The organism is Flavobacterium rarum (SeqCode), from assembly GCF_965234445.1.
In the GTDB taxonomy this organism is placed as follows: Bacteria; Bacteroidota; Bacteroidia; order Flavobacteriales; family Flavobacteriaceae; genus Flavobacterium; species Flavobacterium rarum.
In genome coordinates this window covers 1-20,094 of the sequence record NZ_OZ248494.1, presented here as the reverse complement: position 1 = coordinate 20,094, position 20,094 = coordinate 1, and the positions used below count along the sequence as shown (strand labels likewise).

Sequence of the window (20,094 nt, the reverse complement as noted above, 5' to 3'; positions counted from 1 at the left end):
CGTAAATGATTATAAGAAATGAATTGAATGAACAGTAACATTAATTCATCATTACTTTTTAGATAGTTGAAAATGTCAACTTCTTGTTTACTGCTATAGGTTTTGTTTCGCTCAGGATTGGATTTTAAGACATTGATTTTTTTGACAAAATTGTCTGGAATAATGTCGTTGTCTTCCAATGACTGAAAAAACATAGATAAAATAGCTCTTGTGTTGTTTCGGTTCTTGGCACTGGTTGTAGATAAAACGCTATTCAAAAACGTAACAATTGTTTTTTTGTTGACCGATGTAATGTATCGGTTTTCAAAACCGTTGGCCAAAAGCCATTTTTCAAAAGATTTGATGCGAATTCTATAATCTCGATAACTATTATCTTTTAAAGTGTTTTTCTTAAGTTCCAAAGAAAAAGTAACAGCATCAGCAATGGAGTAGTTTTTGGTTTCATTTACTGAAACAGAATCTTCATCGTATGGATTGAAGCCGTTTTCTAAAATATTCTCAACAGCTTTGGCTAAAATCTTAATAGCGTTTTTGCGTTCCTTGAGATTTTTGAATTTGTTTACCCCAGCATAGATAGGAGTCTGTCTTTCTAGCTTGTCAGTTGCAGGATTTCTGTAGGAATAATATACGTACCAACGCTTCGATAAATCACCGTTTGCATCGTATATTTTAGGTGCTGAATATTGACTTTTGTATTCCAAATCGTATGCGTTAGCGTATTCATTTGATAAGAGGTCGATAATTTTAGGCATAAAAAAACGGTTTTAAATTGCTTTAAAACCGCATAAAATCTGTGTTTTTTGATTTTTCAACCTAGTAGCGAGACCGAGATTTGAACTCGGGACCTCAGGGTTATGAATTTGAGGTCTGTATTTTTGTCCCAGTGTTTACTGGGGTTCGCAAGGCATAAATATGTTAAAAATGATGTAAATCGTGTGCGCTTGAGTGTTCTGTTTATAATTGATTTTTTACTTATGGAATCAAAGGTAAGCTAAAATTTTGAATTGTTTTTATTTCCTTTTTTTGCTATTTTTTTTTGATTTTAATTCTTTAGTAGGTTTATTAAGCAACTTTTTCGTTATACAAATGTTGCTGAAATTCAATAAATAATTTACTGATGTTTGCAACGTCACCTAAAATTCCTTTTGCATCCTCTAATGATTGATATTTGTTAGTTAAAAGAACTGGAAGTTTTTCTTGGTCAAGTTCTTCTACTCCTGTTTCTATATATTTGCTTAACACAAATTCTATAAATTCTTTTTGTTTGTCGTTTAGCAATGCAAAGATCGTGGCTTGTGAAGCAGCTACTCGTTGTTCCCTAGTCATTGATTGATAATTACCATTAAAAACATATTCTAAGACGTCAAACAAATCACTTTTTTCCATGTTTACCAATTGTTGCACAATTTGTAAATCACTTTTAGGAAAGCCAGCATCTTCCAATTTTTCTAATAGGGTTCTTCTAGTGAGTGGGTTGCTCCACAATTTTCTTAATTCTGATTCGCTTTTGAATAGTTTTGGTAATTCACCAAAAAGATTATTCAAAAATTCTTCTGCCGAAATTGGTTTACCCTCTGAACTCCAAAAAGAAGTAGAAATCATCTTTTGAATTTCACGTTCTTTTCCGTCTCGTAATTTGATTTTTACTTTCGCTTTTTTATTGCAAATACATGGAGTTTGATCGCATTTTATGCAAGGTGGTGGCGGTTCATTAACACAGATGCAAGATAATTGTCCGCAAACTAAACATGCCTTTTGTTCTTGTTTTGGTTTGGGTTGGCTTTGACACTCGCACACTAATTGCCCGCAAATTTCACAAGGTTCAGCTTCTCCATCCCACTCGGGGTCAGAAAAATGTTTATAGGCATCTACAAAGTCATAAATTGTAAAAAAATCTTTTCCGTCAAACATTCGTGTTCCTCTTCCAACAATTTGTTTGAATTCAATCATTGAATTTACTGGACGCATTAAAACTACATTCCTGATGTTTCGGGCATCAACTCCTGTTGAAAGTTTCTGTGAGGTAGTTAGTATAGTTGGGATAGTTTTTTCATTATCCTGAAATTCTCTTAAAAACTGTTCTCCAATTTCTCCATCGTTAGCAGTTACACGAACGCAGTAATTAGGGTCATTTGATGTTTTATATTGATTAATCAAATCGCGAACCGCAGAGGCATGCTCTTGATTGGCGCAAAAGATAATTGCTTTTTCCTTTTGATTGGCTTCATCCATATAAATTTTGACACGGTTTGCTTCCCTAGCTTTGATTTCAATAATTCTATTAAAATCTTTTTCTTCGTAGCGTTTACCTTCTTCGACTTCGCCTTCGACTACTTGGTCATCACTTGTGAAAATGTAATCATCAAGGGTAGTTTTGATGCGTTTCACTTTAAAAGGAGTAAGGAATCCATCGTTTATCCCATCTTTTAGAGAATAAACATAAACAGGTTCTCCGAAATATTTATAGGTATCAACGTTGTCTTTTCGTTTTGGTGTTGCAGTTAATCCCAACTGAACAGCGGGCGAGAAATAATCTAAAATTCCTCTCCAATTCCCTTCATTATTTGCGCCTCCTCGGTGACATTCGTCAATGATGATGAAATCAAAATAATCGGTAGGGTATTGGCCGAAATTAGTTTGAGGATTTCCCTCTTTATCCGTTCCAGACATAAATGTTTGAAAAATAGTAAAAAAGATACTTCCGTTTGTTGGAACGCTTCCTTTCTTACTTATTTCTTTTGGACTAATTCGAACCAATGCATCTTCAGGAAATGCTGAAAAAGAATTGAATGCCTGATCTGCCAGTATATTTCTATCGGCTAAAAACAATATTCTCGGTCTTCGACTTCCGTCACGCTTTAGATTCCATCGAGTTTGAAACAACTTCCAAGCTATTTGGAAAGCGATTGCTGTTTTTCCCGTTCCTGTGGCAAGGGTTAGTAAAATGCGGTCTCTACCATTCGATAACTCTTCTAAGGTTTTTAAAACTGCCAATTCTTGATAATAACGCAATTGCCATGTACCACTTTTATCCTCAAATGGTACGGTTGCAAATTTCTCCCTCCATTCGTTTTTCTCGGCAAAAGTTTTGTTCCAAAGTTCATCAGGCGAAAGATAGCTATCAACTAAACCTTCTGCACCTGTTTTCATACAGATACTGTAGATTTCTTTACCATTACTAGAATAAGTAGTTTCTAGTTTAAGTTTTTCTGCATATTGTTTCGCTTGGGCTACGCCTTCACCTACTCCTAAATTACAACTTTTTGCTTCCACAACAGCGAGCTTAATGCCTTTGTAAACTAAGACATAGTCGGCAATTGTTTTCTTGCCTCGGATGCCTCCTGTTTGTATTTTACCTGCTGTGATGTTGTATTCCCGAAGAATTTTTGAATCTTCTACAACTCCCCAACCGCAAGCTTTTAGTTTTGGGTCTATTAATTCTGCTCTTGTTTCGGCTTCGTTCATACCTTAAAGGTTAATTTCATTTTCCCACAATTGAATTCTTTTTTCAATTTCACTTATGGGAAGTCGGTTGTTAATCTGTAATAGCATTTTTAACTTTTCAACACAAACTGAAACAGCTAATAGATTTTGCTCTTTGATTTGCTCGATGATATAGATAATTCCTTTCACTTCAATTCCTGAAGCTTTAGCTTTTGTTCTTAATTTTCCGTCGCCCGTTATTAAAACGCCACCTCTGTTTTTTGCAAAATACCAAACTGAACAGTCTTCAAAACTTAAACCAACATTTTCTTGACTTAAATCAAATATTGCTTGCATATCTTCTACAGATGATGCGATTTTTGTCAGTTGTTCTGAATTTAATAAATCTTGTTGTGATTGTTCTAATTCGGCAAAAACGAAGTCCGTCGTATAGAGTTCAAAGTTTAAAGCCAAAAAAGAAACAACCAATTCCAAACGGACAAGGTCAATTAATATATTGGCATCATTTATATGGATTTTCATCTATCTTAAATTGGAAGTTAATTTACTAGTTAACTCATCCAATCCGATTTCTAATAAAGATGATGCCTTACTCATTGAAATTAACTCCTCAGAAACGGCTCTGTAAACCAAATTTTCATATCTAATGGATTGCTCAGTTCCGTCATATCTGGGTTTTTCTACAGCCTCTTTTAAAACAGGGTTGAAATTTAAATTTTGGTAAAACTTCTTGACACGTTCCAAAGACATAATCCTGATTTCGCCCAACTTGTAAACAATTGCAGAAATACTTATGCCGTACTTTTCCTGTACGTTTTTTAATTCTTCAAAAGAAATCCTGCTTCTTTGATTACCTAATTCGGAAATAAGATTGGCTTCTGATAATAGCATTTCTGAGGCGAAGACATTACAGAACTTTTCCTGTTGTTTTTCTTCTAAATCAGCAATAGGAAGTAATAAATGCCCTAATTCGTGTAATAAAGTAAAGCGCTTGCGTTCTATTGGCATTACTTTAGTTATCACAATTATGTGATATTTATCGTCAATCACAGTTGCCAATCCATCGAATTTTTGACTGTTATCATCAACTTCAATAACTTTTATATGATTGTCTTCCAGTAATTCGATTATGTTGTGAATGGCATCCTGACCAATATTCCAATGGTTTCTCAGTATATTGACAGCGTTTTTTACTTCTTGTTCGTTCTGAATACTATTGTTTTTAAGAGGATTCTCGAAGGCGTTAGAAACATTACAAATATTTTCTATAAACAAATAGTTTTCTATTTGAATTCTAATTTCTTCTTTTAAAGAATTTACTTTTTTAGCCCCAAATTTACTCTTCTTTCTAAAGCTGATTTCACCAATTGTAACTTCAGGTTTTCTAAAAAAGTAATCAATTTTTTGATTAAATAATCTGGAAAGGGCAATTAATTTTTCACTTGTAGGAACTGATTTTCCAAGCTCATACTTATTGATCATCTGTTTGGAAACACCAATATTGTCTGCTACTTCCTGTAAAGATAATCCTTTGTAAATTCTAGAATTTCTTATTCTTTGCCCTATAATTGCTTCCATCTGTTATGTTTTTTGGTTGACAAATATACATATTATTATAATATTGTCAACCATGTTTGATGATTAATCAAGAACTTTATTTTCAATAAAGTGCTCTTTTAAAATTTGATAGCTTCAGTTAAATTGATTTTCTTCAACAAAAAATCCAATTTTAAATAGTCGTATCTCTGTCTGTCTATGTGTTGAAAATGATCAATTAATTTGTCGTTTTTATCCAGTAGTTTTGATTCTATGAGATTAATGGGTTTGTTATCTAAGTTTTTTTCCATCAAGTTAATCTTATTAGGATATTCTCTATTGTTGTTGTAAAACCAGAGTATCAATGCTTCTGTATAGCCTAAATTTATTCTGGTTATGTCTTTTATTTCTGTAAATAATATGTCATACAAGGCGTTACTTAATCCTTGTATTGAAAGCTCATGGTTCTCAATTTTTGTGTATACATTATCTTGCATTATTTTGACATAGACCAAAAGGAACAAGACTTGGGGGAAAGTATATTCGTTCTCTTTAAAGGAACACAGGACTAACCTAGTGAGTGCGAATATTCTTTCTTGTTGTCTTAATGTGGTGTTGGATTTCGTTAATAGAAATTCAGCCATCATTAGGAAATTATTTTCATCATCACGAAGTTCAGAGTATTGTAGTCGCTCTTGAGTTCCAAAGAAATCTTTGAAAGAGTAATATTCAAATAAATATTTAATGAAATTTTTTGTGGGCGGATTTGGAATGGAATACTCCAAATCTATGAACCTTCTTAAATATTCGTTGCTATCTATATGTTCGCTTCCATAATAACCTTTTACGGCACTCGATAGTTGTTTTTTGTCAATGGAAAGTACAAACACAATTCCCGAAACGGAAAAGAAATGCTTAATTTGTTCTAAAACTTCTACAGCGTAAGTAGGACGGCATCTGTCTAACTCGTCAACTATAAAGACTAACGGTTTTGAATTATCTGATTTTTTTACAAAATTCTCTAATGCTTTTCTAAACTCGACAATAGTTTTCTTTTTAGAAGTGTATGCTTTTATTTCTTCTTCTAAAATTTCGGTTGATGCCTTTGTAGCGTTTTCAATAGCATCAAGAGAAATGTCATCAATGTCAACAACATATTTTTTAAGCAAAGATTTAGCAAGGGCTGGGGCAATGTTTTTTAACAAAACAGCCCCTTTTTCAACTACCGATTTAAAAACCGTCTTATTGCTTTCGTTGGTTAGCGTTTCCAATTCTGACATTAAGGCTATCAGAGGATTGCTGTCAAAATCGTTTTCCCAAGCATTAAAATAAATGGTTTGGAATTCGTTTTTCTCTAAATGTTGTTGCCACATTTTTACAAAAGTGGTTTTGCCAGATCCCCATTCATTATTTATGGCTAAAACAAAACCATCGGCATAGGTACTGACAATATCTGTTAAAACTTTGGCATACGGCTCTCGACCCAATTTGCATTCTGCAAACGGATGATCTAAATTGGGTACTATTTCGTGGTGCTTAATTTTCATTAGGCTAGTATTTCTTCTTTACCAGTCAACTCCCCAGCAAACGCCTTTTGTAACACAGATTTCTTCAACTCTTCCAAATCATTTATTTTTTGTTGGTAAATGGCTTCGAGTTTTTTGGTTTCAGCAGAAAGTGCATCGAGTTTTTGTACGATGGCTTGTTGCTGATCTATGGATTTAGGAAATTTAATATAAATTCCTTTTACTTCGGTATCGGTTACCGCTGGATAACTTGCACCTTTTTGAAGTTTCTCCATTTGTTTATTAAAACCATAGGTCAAAAGGAAATAGTAAACCAAGTTGTTGCTAAGAAACTCTTTTGCTCTTAATACAAAATAGCCTGTGCTACAAACTTGTTGATCGTATTCTTCTGTAATTAAAGCAACCCTGCTGTGTGTTGGTCTTACAGTCGCAAATATCACATCATTTGTTCTTATTAATTTTCTTGCTCGACTTGGTGCATCTTTGCCAAGAAGAACTGTAGCATTTTCTATTTCTTTTGTCTCTTTATTTACGCTTGAAACATCCAAGTAAATAAATTCTTCATTTGGTTTTTTAGTAGGGTCAGTTGTTTCGGTTTTAACTAAAACTTCTCCCAACAGTTTCTCTTCCCAACCTTCACCTTTATTCTCAAACACCCCTTGCAAATAACTCTCAAAAAGTTCTTTAGCATTTTTGAGGTTTTGCTCTGCATTGGCTTTTGCCTTGGCTATGGCAGAAAAGGCTTCATCTAAAATGGCAACGATGCGTTGTTGCTCTGATAGTGATTTTGGATATGAAAATATTACTTGCTTAACAGCTGCGCCGTTGAAATGAGGTTGGGCTGCACCTGAAGCTAGGCTATTTGCTTGGTCCCAATAAGATTTTGTCTTTGCAAAATACCAATAAAGTCTATTTTCAATTTTCTCTTTGAATTTAATTCTAATAAGGTATGATGCAAATACAGAAGGCTCAAAATCTTTGTATAGAAGAACTTTTGCAAATGTCGCGCCTGTTCTCGCCATAAGTAAATCATTATCGCGAATTAAAAATCCTTCAGCTTCTTTTGAATGTTTAAGATACTTTTTTTGTGTTGAAATTAATTCACCATTATTGTCAATATCTGTAATTCTAACATATCTATAATCACCTTCTTCTGTTGATTTATCCGTAAATCCGTATTCAACATGAGCGATTTCACCAAATGTTTTTATTTCCCAACCTTGTTTCATATCAGTTCCAAGATTGAGTTTAAAATATCGGCACTTTCTTCATCCAAAGATTTAATCTCTTTTAAAATTGCAGCAGGTTTACGCAAGGCAGCCTCTTCTTTTTTATTTGGGTTTTTGGCACTCAAATCAAAAGTGGTTGGGTCAATGTTTTTTACGTCTAACGACCAAGAATTTTCACTTTCGCCAAAAGTTTTTTGTAGGCATACAAAATCTTCTAAATCTTTTTCGTTTAGCGCATTGGTTTTGCCTAAGTTTCTATCGAGGTTCAATTGGTAAAACCATACTTTTTGGGTAGCACTTCCTTTTTCAAAAAACAAGACTACAGTTTTTACACCAGCCCCTGTAAAGGTTCCTCCTGGTAAATCTAAAACCGTATGTAAGTTGCAATTTTCTAGCAATTGTTTACGCAACGCCACAGAGGCATTGTCGGTATTGCTCAAAAAGGTGTTTTTGATGACCACCGCTGCTTTACCGCCTGCTTTCAATATTTTTACAAAGTGTTGCATAAACAACGAAGCGGTTTCCCCTGTTTTTATCGGGAAGTTTTGTTGTACTTCGGCACGTTCCTTACCCCCAAAAGGAGGATTGGCCAAGATCACATCGTAACGATCTTTTTCCTGAATGTCCGAAAGATTTTCGGCAAGGGTGTTGGTATGTATGATATTGGGTGCTTCTATGCCGTGAAAAATCATATTCATTGTGCCAATAATGTAGGCCAATGATTTTTTCTCTTTGCCGTAAAAGGTTTTCTTCTGCAAAGTTTCGGTATCCTTGGTCGTTAGGTTTTTGCTGTTTTTCAGATATTCAAAGGCCTCGCATAAGAATCCCGCAGAACCAACAGCACCATCATAAATAGTATTGCCAATCTCGGGAGCCACTACTTTTACAATCGTTTTAATTAAGGGACGAGGGGTGTAATATTCACCACCGTTACGCCCAGCATTACCCATATTTTGTATTTTCGATTCATACAAATGGCTCATTTCATGCTTTTCGGCATGGGTACGGAAACGTAGTTGGTCAATAAGATTGATTACTTCACGTAGGTTGTAGCCACTTTGGATTCTGTTTTTTAGTTCCGAGAAAATCTCCCCAACTTTATATTCTATAGTATCAGCACTTTCGGCTGTAGCCTTGAATTTTTTGAGGTAAGGAAATAATTGAATATTTACAAAGTCAGCAAGATCATCACCAGTTAGTGCTTTGTGATAATCCAGTGCGCCATCTTTGTCTTTTGGTGCAGCCCAAACACTCCAACGGAATTCGGTATCAATAATATTCGTGTATTCTTTTCCTGTAAGTAGTGCCGCAGTTTCCTTGTCTTTTTCTAAATCATCCAAATATTTTAGAAACAATACCCAAGAGGTTTGTTCTACATAATCTAATTCGCTACCACAACCTGCATCTTTGTGCAGAATGTCGTCTATATTTTTGAAAGTTTGTTCAAACATTAATTTTACTTTTTTAATATGTTACTTCTTCTTCTTCTTCTCTCTTCCAAACCACTCGCATACTACTATGCGGTTTGACTTTTATCGTGGTCATTTGGTTTTAATAGGGATTGGAAAAAGGCTTTGTCTTTTCTTAATTCTGTGTTTTCTTTTTTTAAAGCTTCAATTTCGAATTGCATTTTCGTGAATAAACTATTTTGGCTCATTTCGGCCAAAGTTTCATTGTACCCTTCAAACAATTCAAACAGGTTAACTTTTAAGGCATTTGCTATTTTTTGCAATTTTGAGAGCGGAATATCTGATTTTCCATTCTCGTAATCTACATAAGTTCGCTTTTTTATACCTGAAAGTTCAACGATTTCGTCTTGAGTTAGTTTTTTGCTTTCTCTCACTTCTTTGATAATCAGTCGCATGAAATTTGTTTTTGGAAATTTGTGGTATTTTTTTATAAAAATTGCAAAATATTGCATTTGTTGCATATATTTGCAATAGTTGATTTTGTTCTTTGTACGCCTTTGTAGCGTAAATGTAGCCGCAAAGGTAACGAATATATGTTGCAATTTATCGCTATACGGCGTAAAATGTTGCAAACAAAGGATTTTTTGATTGCTGTTAAGTTTAAGTAGTGCACTAGCAATATGATACGAACCCAAAAAATGAATAGGCGATACCGATTGCATCAAAAATTGAGAAGAGTAGGATTGAGATATAGTGCAACGCTTCGAACCATTTATGTACCGTGGAATTTTGAAATTGAGAATGCTGACTTGAAAGAATTACAAAACGATTTTAGTTACCAAATACAATTTGAAATATGATTAACAACCAAGAAAGAATCAGTATTATTAAAACTTTAGGAAAGCAGTACTCTGCCACAATTTCCTTGCATTTGAAAAAAAAGAAAATCAAAAACGCTATTGGCGAAGACTACACGAGACAAAGCATCCGCACTTTTGTCAATGGAATGCGTGAAAATGAACAAGTAGAATTGGCTATTATGCAATTGGTCAACAAAACCGTAAAAGCCAAAAAAGCACTACAACTCAAACGTCAACGATTATTTAAAGTGTAAGGGCAATGAACAATCCCAAAGTTTTATCCATACTTAACAATGCAAAAATCTTTCTTTCTCCCGAGGAATTGAAAGAACTCGCCTTGTGTATCGATAAAGAAGTGGGAAGACCTGAACCTCGAAAAATTAGAAAATCAAAACCCTTACAGAATTGGACTTTAGAAAGTGTAACTGAAAATTTATTGGCTACCCAATTCAAGAGCAAACGTAGATCCTAAAAATACCTCCAGCAAATGCTGAAAATTCTTTGTTGTAATCGGGTCTATTGGCCCGATACAGCAAGGATAAATACTGACACTATGAAAAATAACTCTTTAGATAGCAATGTTTTTTCATTAGCTTCTCATCTTTTTGGTTTTGGAAATACAGACCATAAAAACAAAACCCTTGAAAGCATTGCAACGACCGTTGCAACTTCTTTGCAACTCGAAAATAGAATCATGGCAGTTTATCCTGCAATAACCATGGAAGCATTTTCCATCACAATGGATAACTACCGAAAGTACATTTCAGGCTATAATTTTCAAACGAATGCCGAGAATGAATTGATAGATAAGCACAACCACAATGTTAGATTGTTTCTGAGAAATAATGAACTAACCGATGTTCAAAAAACATTTTCTGTTCTGTTTGCAAAGAAAAATCAATCCTTAAAACCACGAGCTTTTAATCAAAGTGTAGATGATTTTTGCAATGAATACGGAATGATTATTTGCAAAAAGAAAATCCAAACGGTTAAGTATGCTACAGAATTGGTTTTTCAAAGCTTACTCCATCTCTATAATTCTCAATTGATGAAGCGCAATGAACAGTATATGAAACTGGGCGTAACAGCCATTCGACCTATTGAAGAATTTAAAATCAATTCGTTTTTAGTAACCGAGTTGAAGCGCAACGGTGTGAATAGTTTATCCCTTTGTAGTAAAACAGTTCGGAATCATAGACAGCGTTTGGAGGAATGTGGTGTGTTTGTAGATTATGTCTTCAAAGGTCAAAATAGACCTGTAGAATTGCATATTAATCCTGAAATTTTGACTGTTTTAGACCTCAAAACTTCAAAATTAACAACTTCTGAAAATCAACGCTTTACCCCTGAAAGCGAGAAAGTTTTACCTGATAACAATGAGAGTACTAGAACATCTTTAAATGAATCTCAAAAGAAAGAGAATGTGAAAAACATTTCTCTTTTTAAAAAGGAGTTCCCTTCGGTCACGCCTTCTCATTTGTTTTTTACAGGAACACCAGCCAGCAAGATGCAAAATCCAACTGAGGTGGCGCGTTCGGAAACTGTTAAAAATGAAGCTAGTTTATCGGATAAACTTCAAAATCTAATCTTGCACCCTCAGGAATTGGCGGTAAACTTGGCCAACAAAGAATACAACAACTATAAACCGATTGATATTCGCTACTTGTTCAAAGAAGCCTATTCTGGAACAATGCTCAAAGAAGATTTTAGGCTATTGGTAATCCAAGATTTTTTCAAGAGTATTTCTAAAATTTACAAAAATACTACACCATTTGCAGGTTCATGGAAAAAAGCCATTTCGTTGTACATAGAATACAAATGGATTGCTTTTACTGGAGAAGCCTTTAATAAAGCTTCGATTGTGGATGATATTCAGCAAATGCGTTGGCGTACGGAATGGGCCAGAAAATGGTTTGTGAAAAATGAATTCCCTCCATTATTTCCCTTCGATTATTTTGATATGACCCGAAAAACGGCAAAAGAAGTTGGCTTTGAATACACCAAATTAAAATGGAACGAACATTTGCAGGGAAAAGCAAAATACGAAGCCATAAAAAAGAAACAGGAATGTAATGCACAACGCAGAAAAGAAGCAATTAATCACGCTAAAAAATGTGAAAATGAAGTCAATCGCTTTTTCAAAAACAAAATTACACTACCGCAATTATTTGATTATGTCGAAAAGAATTTGCCTGCGTCATACTTGGAAAAGTTACCCCAAATGATTGAAAAAAAGTGCTTGAAAAGTACTGAGAAAGTAGTGGCTGCAACTGATTTTGTACAATATGATTTGAGTGATTTTTAACCTAATTCCATTATAACTATGCCAGTATTTGCACCCGAAGCTTCTAAAATCAAAATGGTTATCCTTACCAAAAGCAAGCAAGAAAATGCGGTTTGGTGGTCGCCAATCAATCAAAACAAACGGAATTCACAACGCATTATAGAAAGTATGCTAAGGCGATTCGAGAAACATACCCTTGCAAAAATTACTAATGTGATCCAGTTTTATGAAAATGGAAACCTAATTGCCGAAAAAAAGCTATGACCAGTATTCAATTAAAAAAATGTACCCGATACGAAATTGAGGTGCTACGAGAACAAATCAATGCTTTTATTCAGCAACGAGCCGAAAAGCAAATTAGCAAAGGAAAGGGCAATTTTGATTTTTATGTCAGTTGTATTTTGATGGATATTTTAAGTCGTTTGTCTTTGAAGCTTCGCAACAAAATCGAGTTGAGTTTCAAGAATTGTATTTCTGTTCGCATGACTGTTTTTGAAGCAACGGCACTTTTAATTGTATGTCATTGGGAGATAGCTTTTTTTAATGCTTATCAAAAAAATGTCCTTTTGAAAACCCGAAATAGTATCGATCAACAACTAACCAATTTGAATTAAAACCTAGGAAAAATGCTAAAAACACTGTACTATATCCGAAACAAAAAAGAGTTGCAAGAGCTGTATTTGAGCCAAATGCCAGAAAAGTGTATCCGAAGTGAAATCAATTCCATTATCAACGAAACCCGAAAAGATATTCCCCCAGGAATGCGATTGAATGCCAAAAACATCAAAACCGAAGAAGCGTTGATTTTTATTGACCGAAACGGAACTCCTGATGGCTATTTGTTGTCAGAAGAGTTGAAAATTAAACTTAACGAATACCGAGAAGCTGAACTAAAAAACAAACAATTTTTAAAGAAAATCAAACATGTCTCATAAATACGCTATCCCATCCAGCAACCCAACAAACGCTTTTATCAATCGAAATTTTATCATTCGAATTCTCGAAAATCCCAAAGAAAACCCATCAAAAAATACCAAATTAACCTCTGCTAATAAGCTTTCCAACTTCATAAATGACGAACAACTTAAATTAAAGCTTTTTAACAAGGTTTTAGATGGTGGAAAGGACAAATACTCCTTTCTAATAAGAAGTAGGCTTAGAATTGATTTTTGCTCAAAATAACGTTTTGATTTTTATTGTAATAATACTAGTAGTTTATACTTTTTTAAAAGCAGTTATGATATTTGCATCCTGATTGTTTTCTTGTTAGGACGAAAAGAAAACTTCTCATTGTTTCATCGCCATAGTGAAAGAATTATTAATTATTAAAAGTAAGATAGTGTAATATAACTTGTATATATTTGGAAAGCGAAAACGATTTGGACTTTCGTCAAGCTACCGAATTTTTTTGGAATATACGAGGGTTTGTGGCGCATATAAATTAGTTGTGTGTAACCTTAAAATAGTGCTAGTAAGAAATTTCATTTTCATTTAAAAATTATTACTTTTAAACAAATTCTAAATATGAACACAATTAATTTTAGAAAAACCCTTATTGAATTAGCTTTAGAAGAAAATAATGAAAGTAAAATTGCGAAGGTAATTGCTTTTTATTACGAAAATCTCAATATAATGAATAGGGAGGGACTTTTTGAAAGCTTACTGAATTTTTATAAAATATCAGATAACCAAGAATTTGACTTTGGAAGTTTATCAACAGAACTTGAATCTAATCATGAAATAATTAATACATCAAAATATTTAAATAAAGACTTTCGAATAAAAAATGTAGAAATTTCAAATGTAAGGGGTATTCCGTCAAAAGAAGAAAGTAATAATATCCCTTATGGTATAAACCTCTTTCAAGATAATAATTCTGTTTATAATTCAATAGTATTAGCTAATAACGGCAATGGAAAGTCTTCCATTTTCTCTGCATTAGAGATGATTTTTGCCAATGACATCGGCGAGAAAAATTTAAGAACACAAAATTTCAAATCACTAAACGATAATGATTATTTAAACTATTTAGAAAGATTTCCTAATGGTGGAAAGCCGATATGTAAAATAGAAACATTTGAAGGTGTTTATTCAATTGATAAAAGAATTTTCGAACCAGAATTAGTAAACATTTTCAATCCTAAAAGTCACTTTATTACTGAATTCGATATTATAGAAAACGGAAGAAACGTATATAGCTCTAATCCAAACATAGATTATTCTTTTCATAACATTATTGCTAAAAATTTAGGTCTTGATGAGTTTTTAAACTTTATAAATGTTTCCGAACAAATTCCAAATTATAAACGAAGAAAAGAATATACTTCAAGAGATACTATACAAAGCGAACTTACAACAAACATTACAACCATTGAGAAAAGAATTGAAGAAGCAAAATTGAAGTCTCAAGAACTAAATAATCTGAAGGAAGGGAAAGATAAAAATGTTGAAAAAAATGACACAACTCATGATATAAAACAATTACGTACTTTTTTAAATAAAGATATTGATATTGTATTCAATAAAGAATCTTATAACAAGATTATTAATGATTATGTAAAAAGTTATCAAAATTATTTATCAAAAAATATTAGTAAAAAAAATAGCATTGAGAAAAACTTTTTAAACTCTGGTAAAGATTTGCTTCACTACTATGATAATTGTCCTTTTTGTTTAAATTCAAATAAATCTAAAGAAGAAATTAATTCTGAAGTTGAAAAAAGATTAAAAGAACTAGAAGATATTGAAGTTGTCGAAAAGGAAATAAGAGAAAATTTCCGTTTGTTAACAAGTACATTACTTATGACAGTTAAGGACTTAAGAAAGTTCTACAACATTATAGAAACTGAAAGAATTGAATTAACAAAATTCAAAAATTTAGATTCGATAAATATTAAACAAAACGAATTATATATTGAATTATCACCGCAGCTAAATGATGATGAATTAATTGACTTATTAAACGAACTCTCTAAAATTCAGTTTCCAACTGAAATAGATTTTAAAAGATTATTTAATTTAATTGATGAAAATCAAATAATATTTCATGACCATTTTGTAAGTTTTTCATTGAAAGCTATTCTGTATATAAATGAGAGAAAATCTCAGATAGAAATTGAAATTCAAAAGTTATCTTCAAATAGTGATGAACTTTCACTAGAACAAAAAACTCTAAAATTAGAGCAAGAAATTAATGAGATTAAAAATTCAATACTATCTCTAGAAAAAAGAAATTCGGACTTAAAACCAGAATTAGAAAATGCAAATAAAATAGTCGGTCATTTTGACAGAATTAAATCTGAAATAATAAACTATAATTTAAAGTTTAATGATAGAAAAGATAAGCTTGTGGCAGAAGCTTTTGAACCAATGAAAAATACCATTGAGCAAATAATGAATGATTTTATTTCTAAAAATGAAAATATTAAATTAGAAATAAAACTTGAAGACTATAATTATAAAGTTGATGGAGAACAATATACGAGCAAAATTATAATTGCAAAAATTATAGACTTAAAGTCCAACAAAGAAACAACACCTGATTTGTATTTTAATACATTCAGATTTAAGCTATTCTGTTTAATGATAAGTTTAAGCATTGCATTAGCAACTAGAATAAAATATAAAATTAATTTACCACTAGTTATGGATGATCTATTCTACGCAAGTGATTTTATTAATAAAATTTCATTTACAGAATTTTTCAAAGAGTTAATTAAATTGTTTCACAAATATACTCCAGAAATGTCGTTGCAATTTATTTTGTTTACTCATGATGATTTAGTATTTACCAGCGCAATTGAAGCAATTGAAGAATATTCAGAGATTGAAAATGATTTAATTATTGACAAAACATTAATTACTAGAATGTTTGACGTTAAGGATAAAGAAGAAATTCCTAATAAATTTGAAAACGGTGAAAATTTTTGGAATTTATTATATCAATTACCAAAACAAACTTTAGTAAATTAAAATTATGGCAAATACATCTAAAGAATTAAAAAATTACAATAAAAAGATTTATTCTTTACTAATCTGGTTTACGGCTATTTTTTCATTGTTGTTTTGTGTTCAATGGTACTCTTTATGTAACAATTTAGAAGAATATAAAGAAGAAAAACAAAGTCAATTAGAAAATCTTAAAACATTAAAAACAAATCTATTTGACGTAAGTAAGTATGAGAAAACAAAAAAAATAATTGTTCTAAACAAGGAGAACATTGAAGAAATTAATGAAAATCTTAATCGACTAGCTGAAGAAATTTACAATGAAAAGAATAAGGCAGTAACTTTAATCGATAAAGACATTGATAGGCTAAATCTATATATGGCTATTGGCATAGGTTTTCTAGCACTTTTTGGAATATTTGTTCCATTAGTAATAAATTTCTTAAGTTATGATGATTTGAAAGAAAATCAAAAAAACATTAGTTCAGATTTGGTTTTAATTAATAACGAAGTTGTTGCTTTAAAGAAAATAACTGATGAAATCCCAGATAAAAAAGTTATTAATGACGCAATTGAAAAATCAAATGATTTGTTGGAAAAAACTAAACAAATTGATGAAATAAAAACAAAAACCGATGATGTTCTACCTAAAATATCAACAATTTCTCTGCAAATTGCGATAAATAGACTTTTTAACGTAAGTTCTATAGCAGTTCGTAAATTGATCAGAGGAGATAATACCATGTATTTAAGCTTATTTGGACAAATCAAAGATGAATTAATAAAATGCAAAGAAGATAATTTACATAAAATAAATGGTCATAGTTCTCTTAAACAAACTTTACAAGATTTCTCAGAAATGCTCCAAGTTGAACAATTTAGATTTTCAACTATACTTCAAAAAAGAAAATTAGACATTCAATTTACTAACTTGGCTCACAACATAGATAATTTAATAATATCAGAAGCGGAAAATGAAGGCGAAAATTATGAAGTAACAATTAGAACTTTAGAAATGATAATTAGAATTTTAGAAAAAGAAAAATAAAGGCTTTATATAAGAGCTATTTTGATATAGCTAGAATTTAGTGGAATTGCAGTTTCGAATCAAGTTTTCGTTAAGCCGAAAATTGATCGGTTACTAACTTCCAGCCATCTCAAAGTGGCATAACGTTGGCGGTAATGCGTGAAAATAGAGGCTAAATTTGAGTTGTAACTATATCAATTTTTGAATCTAACTTCTGAAAATCTTTGTCGTTAGTTACAATCTTAAAGTTATTCATTTTTGATAGTTCAAAAATATATGAATCATTGAAATCAATAATTTTAAAATTATTCAAAATACTTTCTCTATCAATACAATGAAAACTATCTGGAACAGCTTGAATATTTGGTAATTTTAATATCTTATTTATAGATTTTGTTATTGTGTTTACAGAATCTTCATATCGTTTAGTTCCTACAAAATCTTTTTTAAATTTTACATTTACGGGTTTCTCAATAGAAATCCATTGATCGTAATCTCTTCGTAGTAAGACATTTGCGAATTCAGAAATAACTACAGATGCAATAAAAATAGGACTATCCTTCGTTATTAAATCTTCTAAAAGTTTAGAATAAATTCTTTGATCTTTACTTTGAAAACCAGCGACTGTTCCAAAAAGCAATAACCAAATATTTGTGTCAAAAAAAAATTGATCAGTAAAGCCAATTTTAAAATCTTGTGCTTTAATCGTTGCCATAAATCGCATTATTAGAATTTTTTTCAAAATCTTCTTTATTTGCAAAATATTCTTTAGCTCTTTGAATAACATCTTTAAATAAGCTACGATCTTCTAAATCAACGTTTTCAAGTTTTAAGTATTCGTTAAGAAATGCAGGAGTATATTCTTTTTTACCATATAACTTTCCTATGGCAGCATTCAAGAACGCAGTAATCATTATAGTTATACCAGCAAAATCCAATTCTACTTTTTCTTTTTTTTGAAGATAAGAATCTACTATTTCAAAAACTTTTTCTCCATTTTCTGTAGAAACGGCTAATTCTGAATTAATTATATCTTTAATAATTAAATGTTTCATCGTAATATAATTATTTCGTTAATAAATGACTGTAAAGTTACATCTTTTAAAATATATTTTCAAAAAATTCATCTTCACTACTCAATGAGTAATGATTTTGATCATTTAAATTAAATTTTATATTTACAATAGTACCTTCAAAAATAGAAGCCAATTTATTTTTTGTGACGTTCCCATTTTTATATTCATAAAAACCATCCGAGGATATAACTTGAATCTTCCCTTTGTTAAGTTTTATAAATTCAAAAATAACGGCTAATCCCAAACCTCCTGAAGTATCACCTGTTTTTGTCGTATTACCTTTTTTCATTGCCCATTCTATTGCTTCAGAAGCGTTTATGTCTTCATTATAAAAAGCTGAAACATTTTGTTTAATATTTACACCTTTATCAACAATTGTGAAATGTAACGGCTTATCTGGTTTTCTTGGGTAAAACTGACCACAGCTATGAATATAATCACATTGACCGTGCGTCCTAGCATTTTCATAGATTTCGAAAATATTTCTTGTTATTTCTTTTCCTAATTTTTCACTATGTGATGGAAATTGAGGCTTTTTTAATAATTCTTCCTGAATATAATTATTAAAACCAACATCATCATTTGGAGTAAACTTTCTATATTTAAGTGACGTATCGTATTGGTCTTCTATTTTTTGGAAGCCAAAAGGTAATAGAAACTCATTTTTTCTTAAAATTGTTTCTACACGTGGCTGAATATTTTTAAGTTTAATCAAATTATTTTTTGATTCCAACATTTCAAAAATTGTGCCGATTAAAGCACACAAGTTTGCTTCAAGAAATGTAACTTTTCCAAAATCAAACGTAATTTCAGTGTTCTTAACATTTTTGTATTTATTTATCCAAGTTATAATATAATCATAACCTTCAAACTCACTTTTTATATCATTAGGGATTGTAATTATCATTTTTATCATAATTCTAACCAAATGTAATTAAAATTAACCAAAAAATAGCACTACCACTATCAGCTAAGGTTACAAGTGCTGTTCAAAAAAAAATACAAACTCTTTGTAAACCCTTTGCAACTTTACCCCATCCTTTGCAAAGCCGTTCCATCCTCCCCAACCCCCCAATTCTTAAAAAAAAGCTTTTGATCTTTGAGTTCAAGAAACAAAAGAAAGCCTGATACCTTAAGCAAGAACGAAACGAAAATGGACATTGATAGCTTGTTACAACGAAAACTATTAGGCGGTCAAGAGTACGAGCCGTTGTTTCCTAAAGTTGCTTGTGATAAAACAAAGTTAGGCAACGGCAATACTTTTGATACAGTTCGTATGATTAAGGATATGGTTATCAAGTACAACGACCAAACCAAGCAAGTTGCAACTCTTTTGCAAAGGGAATCCTTAAAAGAAACCTGTGACAAAATCTATTGGTTTTTGTACCATCACATTCAGTACAAGGCGGATGGAATGGAGCAAAATTTAAGAAGTCCAGCTTGTGCGTTCAAGCAACGAAATGAGGGAGTTGATTGCAAAACCTATTCGATTTTCGCCAGTTGTTTGTTAGTGAATTTAGGGATTAGACATTACATAAGGCAAATAAAACAACCGAGTTTTCGCCCTGATTTATTTACCCACGTGTATGTCATTGTGCCTTTGAATCAGGAAACAGGCAACATAAGCGAAGGCTATTTTATCATTGACGGAACGACGAATAATAACCGAGAACCCATACATACCATGGCACACGACACCGAAGTTAATTTACCTCATTTTGGATTGAATGCCCCCAAAGGCAATCGCAAAACCGT

Annotated in this window: 22 protein-coding genes; 11 read left to right on the top strand and 11 right to left on the bottom strand. The window is 31.9% G+C overall.

What is annotated here, in order from left to right; genetic code table 11:
* From AC8GF4_RS10695 to AC8GF4_RS10660, 8 genes are all read right to left on the bottom strand, one after another.
* Nucleotides 1–752, bottom strand: a 752-nt coding sequence (locus AC8GF4_RS10695) for a site-specific integrase (protein ID WP_506594558.1), incomplete at its 3' end; no start/stop codon positions are given.
* A 310-nt stretch (nucleotides 753–1,062) separates the two neighbouring features.
* Entirely contained in the window at nucleotides 1,063–3,465 is a 2,403-nt protein-coding gene (gene hsdR, locus AC8GF4_RS10690) for an EcoAI/FtnUII family type I restriction enzme subunit R (RefSeq protein WP_506594556.1), read from the bottom strand.
* Nucleotides 3,466–3,468: 3 nt separating this feature from the next.
* A complete protein-coding gene (locus AC8GF4_RS10685; protein ID WP_506594554.1) occupies nucleotides 3,469–3,966 on the bottom strand; it encodes a PIN domain-containing protein in 498 nt (165 codons plus the stop codon).
* Nucleotides 3,967–5,022, bottom strand: coding sequence for a helix-turn-helix domain-containing protein (locus tag AC8GF4_RS10680; RefSeq protein WP_506594552.1), 1,056 nt, complete (start codon nucleotides 5,020–5,022; stop codon nucleotides 3,967–3,969).
* A 98-nt stretch (nucleotides 5,023–5,120) separates the two neighbouring features.
* A complete protein-coding gene (locus AC8GF4_RS10675; RefSeq protein ID WP_506594550.1) occupies nucleotides 5,121–6,527 on the bottom strand; it encodes a KAP family P-loop NTPase fold protein in 1,407 nt (468 codons plus the stop codon).
* Nucleotides 6,527–7,735, bottom strand: coding sequence for a restriction endonuclease subunit S (locus AC8GF4_RS10670; RefSeq protein WP_506594548.1), 1,209 nt, complete (start codon nucleotides 7,733–7,735; stop codon nucleotides 6,527–6,529). Before AC8GF4_RS10670 ends, AC8GF4_RS10675 begins: the two co-directional genes overlap by 1 nt.
* Nucleotides 7,732–9,186 carry a class I SAM-dependent DNA methyltransferase gene (locus tag AC8GF4_RS10665; protein WP_506594547.1) on the bottom strand — a complete coding sequence of 485 codons (1,455 nt, stop codon included), beginning with the start codon at nucleotides 9,184–9,186 and terminating at the stop codon, nucleotides 7,732–7,734. Before AC8GF4_RS10665 ends, AC8GF4_RS10670 begins: the two co-directional genes overlap by 4 nt.
* 65 nt (nucleotides 9,187–9,251) lie before the next feature.
* The gene (locus AC8GF4_RS10660; RefSeq protein WP_506594545.1) at nucleotides 9,252–9,599 is read right to left on the bottom strand and encodes a helix-turn-helix domain-containing protein; all 348 of its coding nucleotides are present in this window, start codon (nucleotides 9,597–9,599) and stop codon (nucleotides 9,252–9,254) included.
* A 243-nt stretch (nucleotides 9,600–9,842) separates the two neighbouring features.
* Here AC8GF4_RS10660 and AC8GF4_RS10655 point away from each other — a divergent pair, with 243 nt between their 5' ends.
* From AC8GF4_RS10655 to AC8GF4_RS10610, 10 genes are all read left to right on the top strand, one after another.
* Nucleotides 9,843–10,004, top strand: a complete 162-nt coding sequence (locus AC8GF4_RS10655; RefSeq protein ID WP_506594543.1) for a hypothetical protein — start codon at nucleotides 9,843–9,845, stop codon at nucleotides 10,002–10,004.
* The gene (locus AC8GF4_RS10650) at nucleotides 10,001–10,258 is read left to right on the top strand and encodes a hypothetical protein (protein WP_506594542.1); all 258 of its coding nucleotides are present in this window, start codon (nucleotides 10,001–10,003) and stop codon (nucleotides 10,256–10,258) included. Before AC8GF4_RS10655 ends, AC8GF4_RS10650 begins: the two co-directional genes overlap by 4 nt.
* 5 nt (nucleotides 10,259–10,263) lie before the next feature.
* A complete protein-coding gene (locus AC8GF4_RS10645) occupies nucleotides 10,264–10,476 on the top strand; it encodes a hypothetical protein (RefSeq protein ID WP_269223638.1) in 213 nt (70 codons plus the stop codon).
* Between the two features lie 81 nt (nucleotides 10,477–10,557).
* The gene (locus tag AC8GF4_RS10640) at nucleotides 10,558–12,309 is read left to right on the top strand and encodes a hypothetical protein (protein ID WP_506594540.1); all 1,752 of its coding nucleotides are present in this window, start codon (nucleotides 10,558–10,560) and stop codon (nucleotides 12,307–12,309) included.
* An 18-nt stretch (nucleotides 12,310–12,327) separates the two neighbouring features.
* Nucleotides 12,328–12,552 (top strand): hypothetical protein, encoded by a 225-nt coding sequence (locus AC8GF4_RS10635; protein ID WP_506594539.1) that lies wholly within the window; start codon nucleotides 12,328–12,330, stop codon nucleotides 12,550–12,552.
* On the top strand, nucleotides 12,549–12,902 hold the full coding sequence (locus AC8GF4_RS10630; RefSeq protein ID WP_506594537.1) for a hypothetical protein: 354 nt from the start codon (nucleotides 12,549–12,551) through the stop codon (nucleotides 12,900–12,902). Before AC8GF4_RS10635 ends, AC8GF4_RS10630 begins: the two co-directional genes overlap by 4 nt.
* Nucleotides 12,903–12,914: 12 nt before the next feature.
* Entirely contained in the window at nucleotides 12,915–13,223 is a 309-nt protein-coding gene (locus AC8GF4_RS10625) for a hypothetical protein (RefSeq protein WP_506594535.1), read from the top strand.
* Nucleotides 13,213–13,470: a hypothetical protein gene (locus AC8GF4_RS10620; protein WP_506594534.1), complete on the top strand. Its 258-nt coding sequence runs from the start codon at nucleotides 13,213–13,215 to the stop codon at nucleotides 13,468–13,470. The genes AC8GF4_RS10625 and AC8GF4_RS10620 overlap by 11 nt, the downstream gene beginning before the upstream one ends.
* Before the next feature lie 342 nt (nucleotides 13,471–13,812).
* Nucleotides 13,813–16,260 (top strand): hypothetical protein, encoded by a 2,448-nt coding sequence (locus AC8GF4_RS10615; RefSeq protein ID WP_506594532.1) that lies wholly within the window; start codon nucleotides 13,813–13,815, stop codon nucleotides 16,258–16,260.
* Nucleotides 16,261–16,264: 4 nt separating this feature from the next.
* Nucleotides 16,265–17,284, top strand: a complete 1,020-nt coding sequence (locus AC8GF4_RS10610; RefSeq protein WP_506594531.1) for a hypothetical protein — start codon at nucleotides 16,265–16,267, stop codon at nucleotides 17,282–17,284.
* A gap of 151 nt (nucleotides 17,285–17,435) precedes the next feature.
* Here the strand turns inward: AC8GF4_RS10610 and AC8GF4_RS10605 are convergent, their stop codons facing one another.
* The 3 genes from AC8GF4_RS10605 to AC8GF4_RS10595 are packed head-to-tail and all read right to left on the bottom strand — an operon-like array spanning nucleotide 17,436 to nucleotide 19,246.
* Nucleotides 17,436–17,978 carry a PIN domain-containing protein gene (locus tag AC8GF4_RS10605; RefSeq protein WP_506594530.1) on the bottom strand — a complete coding sequence of 181 codons (543 nt, stop codon included), beginning with the start codon at nucleotides 17,976–17,978 and terminating at the stop codon, nucleotides 17,436–17,438.
* On the bottom strand, nucleotides 17,965–18,318 hold the full coding sequence (locus AC8GF4_RS10600) for an STAS-like domain-containing protein (protein ID WP_264564553.1): 354 nt from the start codon (nucleotides 18,316–18,318) through the stop codon (nucleotides 17,965–17,967). Before AC8GF4_RS10600 ends, AC8GF4_RS10605 begins: the two co-directional genes overlap by 14 nt.
* A gap of 46 nt (nucleotides 18,319–18,364) precedes the next feature.
* Nucleotides 18,365–19,246 carry a hypothetical protein gene (locus AC8GF4_RS10595; protein ID WP_506594529.1) on the bottom strand — a complete coding sequence of 294 codons (882 nt, stop codon included), beginning with the start codon at nucleotides 19,244–19,246 and terminating at the stop codon, nucleotides 18,365–18,367.
* 192 nt (nucleotides 19,247–19,438) lie between these two features.
* Here AC8GF4_RS10595 and AC8GF4_RS10590 point away from each other — a divergent pair.
* Nucleotides 19,439–20,094 (top strand): hypothetical protein (locus AC8GF4_RS10590; RefSeq protein WP_506594528.1); only part of this gene is annotated, 656 nt, incomplete at its 3' end.

Excerpts from the sequence above, each read along its gene's own strand:
- AC8GF4_RS10660 (WP_506594545.1), bottom strand. The coding sequence starts at position 9,599 with ATGCGACTGATTATCAAAGAAGTGAGAGAAAGCAAAAAACTAACTCAA.
- AC8GF4_RS10625 (WP_506594535.1), top strand. The coding sequence starts at position 12,915 with ATGCTAAAAACACTGTACTATATCCGAAACAAAAAAGAGTTGCAAGAG.
- AC8GF4_RS10595 (WP_506594529.1), bottom strand. The coding sequence starts at position 19,246 with ATGATAATTACAATCCCTAATGATATAAAAAGTGAGTTTGAAGGTTAT.
- AC8GF4_RS10670 (WP_506594548.1), bottom strand. The coding sequence starts at position 7,735 with ATGAAACAAGGTTGGGAAATAAAAACATTTGGTGAAATCGCTCATGTT.
- AC8GF4_RS10620 (WP_506594534.1), top strand. The coding sequence starts at position 13,213 with ATGTCTCATAAATACGCTATCCCATCCAGCAACCCAACAAACGCTTTT.
- AC8GF4_RS10630 (WP_506594537.1), top strand. The coding sequence starts at position 12,549 with ATGACCAGTATTCAATTAAAAAAATGTACCCGATACGAAATTGAGGTG.
- AC8GF4_RS10605 (WP_506594530.1), bottom strand. The coding sequence starts at position 17,978 with ATGGCAACGATTAAAGCACAAGATTTTAAAATTGGCTTTACTGATCAA.
- AC8GF4_RS10610 (WP_506594531.1), top strand. The coding sequence starts at position 16,265 with ATGGCAAATACATCTAAAGAATTAAAAAATTACAATAAAAAGATTTAT.
- AC8GF4_RS10645 (WP_269223638.1), top strand. The coding sequence starts at position 10,264 with ATGAACAATCCCAAAGTTTTATCCATACTTAACAATGCAAAAATCTTT.
- AC8GF4_RS10655 (WP_506594543.1), top strand. The coding sequence starts at position 9,843 with ATGAATAGGCGATACCGATTGCATCAAAAATTGAGAAGAGTAGGATTG.
- AC8GF4_RS10640 (WP_506594540.1), top strand. The coding sequence starts at position 10,558 with ATGAAAAATAACTCTTTAGATAGCAATGTTTTTTCATTAGCTTCTCAT.
- AC8GF4_RS10635 (WP_506594539.1), top strand. The coding sequence starts at position 12,328 with ATGCCAGTATTTGCACCCGAAGCTTCTAAAATCAAAATGGTTATCCTT.
- AC8GF4_RS10665 (WP_506594547.1), bottom strand. The coding sequence starts at position 9,186 with ATGTTTGAACAAACTTTCAAAAATATAGACGACATTCTGCACAAAGAT.
- AC8GF4_RS10685 (WP_506594554.1), bottom strand. The coding sequence starts at position 3,966 with ATGAAAATCCATATAAATGATGCCAATATATTAATTGACCTTGTCCGT.
- hsdR (WP_506594556.1), bottom strand. The coding sequence starts at position 3,465 with ATGAACGAAGCCGAAACAAGAGCAGAATTAATAGACCCAAAACTAAAA.
- AC8GF4_RS10615 (WP_506594532.1), top strand. The coding sequence starts at position 13,813 with ATGAACACAATTAATTTTAGAAAAACCCTTATTGAATTAGCTTTAGAA.
- AC8GF4_RS10680 (WP_506594552.1), bottom strand. The coding sequence starts at position 5,022 with ATGGAAGCAATTATAGGGCAAAGAATAAGAAATTCTAGAATTTACAAA.
- AC8GF4_RS10650 (WP_506594542.1), top strand. The coding sequence starts at position 10,001 with ATGATTAACAACCAAGAAAGAATCAGTATTATTAAAACTTTAGGAAAG.
- AC8GF4_RS10600 (WP_264564553.1), bottom strand. The coding sequence starts at position 18,318 with ATGAAACATTTAATTATTAAAGATATAATTAATTCAGAATTAGCCGTT.
- AC8GF4_RS10675 (WP_506594550.1), bottom strand. The coding sequence starts at position 6,527 with ATGAAAATTAAGCACCACGAAATAGTACCCAATTTAGATCATCCGTTT.